The sequence below is a fragment of the Pseudophaeobacter sp. genome, from assembly GCF_039971195.1.
Taxonomy (GTDB): Bacteria; Pseudomonadota; Alphaproteobacteria; order Rhodobacterales; family Rhodobacteraceae; genus Pseudophaeobacter.
In genome coordinates, this window is sequence record NZ_JBDWPJ010000131.1 from 1 (window position 1) to 2,298 (window position 2,298).

3 protein-coding genes are annotated in these 2,298 nt (G+C 61.4%); 1 reads left to right on the forward strand and 2 read right to left on the reverse strand.

What is annotated here, in order from left to right:
• Positions 1–132: 132 nt before the first annotated feature.
• On the forward strand, positions 133–1,419 hold the full coding sequence (gene guaD / locus ABJP42_RS11570; protein WP_348340465.1) for a guanine deaminase: 1,287 nt from the start codon (positions 133–135) through the stop codon (positions 1,417–1,419).
• Positions 1,420–1,466: 47 nt separating this feature from the next.
• Here the strand turns inward: guaD and ABJP42_RS11575 are convergent, their stop codons facing one another.
• Positions 1,467–1,907: a CAP domain-containing protein gene (locus ABJP42_RS11575; RefSeq protein WP_348340466.1), complete on the reverse strand. Its 441-nt coding sequence runs from the start codon at positions 1,905–1,907 to the stop codon at positions 1,467–1,469.
• Between the two features lies 1 nt (position 1,908).
• Positions 1,909–2,298: amidohydrolase family protein (locus tag ABJP42_RS11580; RefSeq protein WP_348340467.1), on the reverse strand; the 390-nt coding region annotated here is incomplete at its 5' end.

The following is a 2,298-nucleotide window of genomic DNA, read 5'->3' on the forward strand; positions in this document are numbered from 1 at the left end:
GCCCTTTGCTAAGATTGGTTGCAAATTACTAGAAGCAGTTACCAGAAAACAATGACAATGAGATAATTTACCGGAACTGCGAGCGCGCGTATCCTGAGCGCTGCGATTTGGCAAGAAAAGGACGGCCCCAAAATGCAAAGCGAGTTCATCCTGCGCGGACATGTGTTGTCCTATTGCACTTCTCCCTTTGCCGCCCCGTCGCCCGAAGACGCCGTGCAGATCTCTGCCGCCGTGGCGATTGCCGAGGGCAAGATTACCGGCACTGGCAGTCTGGAGGCGATGCAGGAAAAACTGCCGCGGGCAGAAGTGATTGATCACGGCTCCAAGCTGATCCTGGCCGGTTTTGTCGACGCCCATGTGCACTACCCGCAGACCGCCATTATAGCCAGCTGGGGCAAACGGCTGATCGACTGGCTCAACAGCTATACCTTTCCTGAGGAAATGCGCTTTGGCGATCTTGGCTATGCCAGCGAAATTGCCAACCGCTACCTGGACCTTTCTGCCGCCAATGGCACCACCACGGTCTGCAGCTTTGCCACCATTCACCGCGAAAGCGTTGATGCCTTTTTTACGGCAGCCCAGGAACGCGGTCAGCGGGTGGTGGCGGGCAAGACCTGCATGGACCGCAACGCCCCCGAGGGGCTACGCGACACGGCGCAAAGCGCCTATGACGACAGCAAGGCGCTGATTGAGCGCTGGCACGGGGTTGACCGCATAGACTATGCCATCACACCACGCTTTTCGCCAACCTCGACCCCGGATCAGCTAGCGGCGCTTGGGGCGCTTTGGGCGGAACATCCGGACTGCCTGATGCAGACCCATCTGAGCGAACAGCTGGACGAGATCGAATGGGTCAAATCCCTATTCCCCCAGGCGCGGGACTATCTGGATACCTATGAGGAATTTGGCCTGTTGGGCGCGCGCGGTGTCTATGGCCACGCCATCCATCTGGAAGAGCGCGAACGCCACCGGTTGCGCGACTATGGCGCCGCGCTGGTGCATTGCCCCACCTCCAACACCTTCATCGGCTCTGGCCTGTTTGACATGGACCGGCTGATGGCAGAGGGCCAGCGCATTGGCCTGGCCACAGATACCGGCGGCGGCTCCAGCTTTTCGATGCTGCGCACCATGGCCGCCGCCTATGAGATCGGCCAGCTGCGCGGTCGCCCTCTGCACGCAGCAGAGCTGATCTGGCTCGCCACCCAGGGATCCGCGAAGGCGCTGCGGCTGGAAGACAAGATTGGCAATATCGCGCCTGGCATGGAGGCAGATCTGGTGGTGCTGGATCTGGCCTCAACCCCGGCCATCGCCCAGCGGGCCGACCGGGCCCAGGATCTGTGGGAAGCGGTTTTCCCCACCCTGATGATGGGCGATGACCGGGCAATCGCCGAGGTTTGGATCAACGGGCAAAGGCTGTAGCTACAGCAGCATCTTCCCACTCAGGCAGCGCTCCAGCTGTTGGCCTCTCAGCAGCCCGGGCGCGCCAGAACCATCACCCATAGATTTCCCGCTTCGCGCACCAGGGCAAATTCACTCACGCTCGAGCTCAGCATGTTCTTGCGGTGGCCGCGCGACTGCCGCCAACTGGCCATGACCATGGGCTGGCTGGGCTGGCCCTTGGCGATGTTTTCGGCTGCGGCACAAAACCCATATCCAACGCTGTGCAGCCGGTCTGCGATGCGGCTGCCATCACTGCCCATGTGAGAGAAAAAGCCGTTCCGCTCCATATCCTTGGCATGGCGCCTTGCGGCCTTTTCCAATTTGCGCGACCAGCTGAGCGGCGCCAGGCCGTGCTGGGCACGCAGTGTATTGAGGCCAAGCATGGCTCCTTCGCGATCGGCATTTGCCGCGCCCAGCGGCGCGGCGCCGAGCAGCAGACAGACAGCCAAGCGCAGTAGGACCTTCACATCACTCTCCCGATATCAGACGCTTCGCCAAACCATGATGCCGCTCCAGCAGGCGCGGCAGATCAAGCGTGGTGACATGGCCGTCCTGGACAATCTGCCGTCCCTCAACAAAGAGATGTTTGACCTGCGACGGTCCCGCCAACAACAAGGCCGCAGGATCCCAGCTGCCGCTAGAGGCCACGCCGGAGACATCCCAGATTGCCAGATCTGCCCGTTTGCCGGGCGCCAGCCGGCCACAATCGGGCCGCCCCAGCACATCTGCACCACCACGGGTGGCAATCTGCAAGGCCTCATAGGCGCTCATGGCGTCAGCCCCTTGAGAGACCCGTTGTAACAGCAGGGTCTGGCGTGCTTCGCCCATCAGATTAGCCATATCATTGCTGGCAGAACC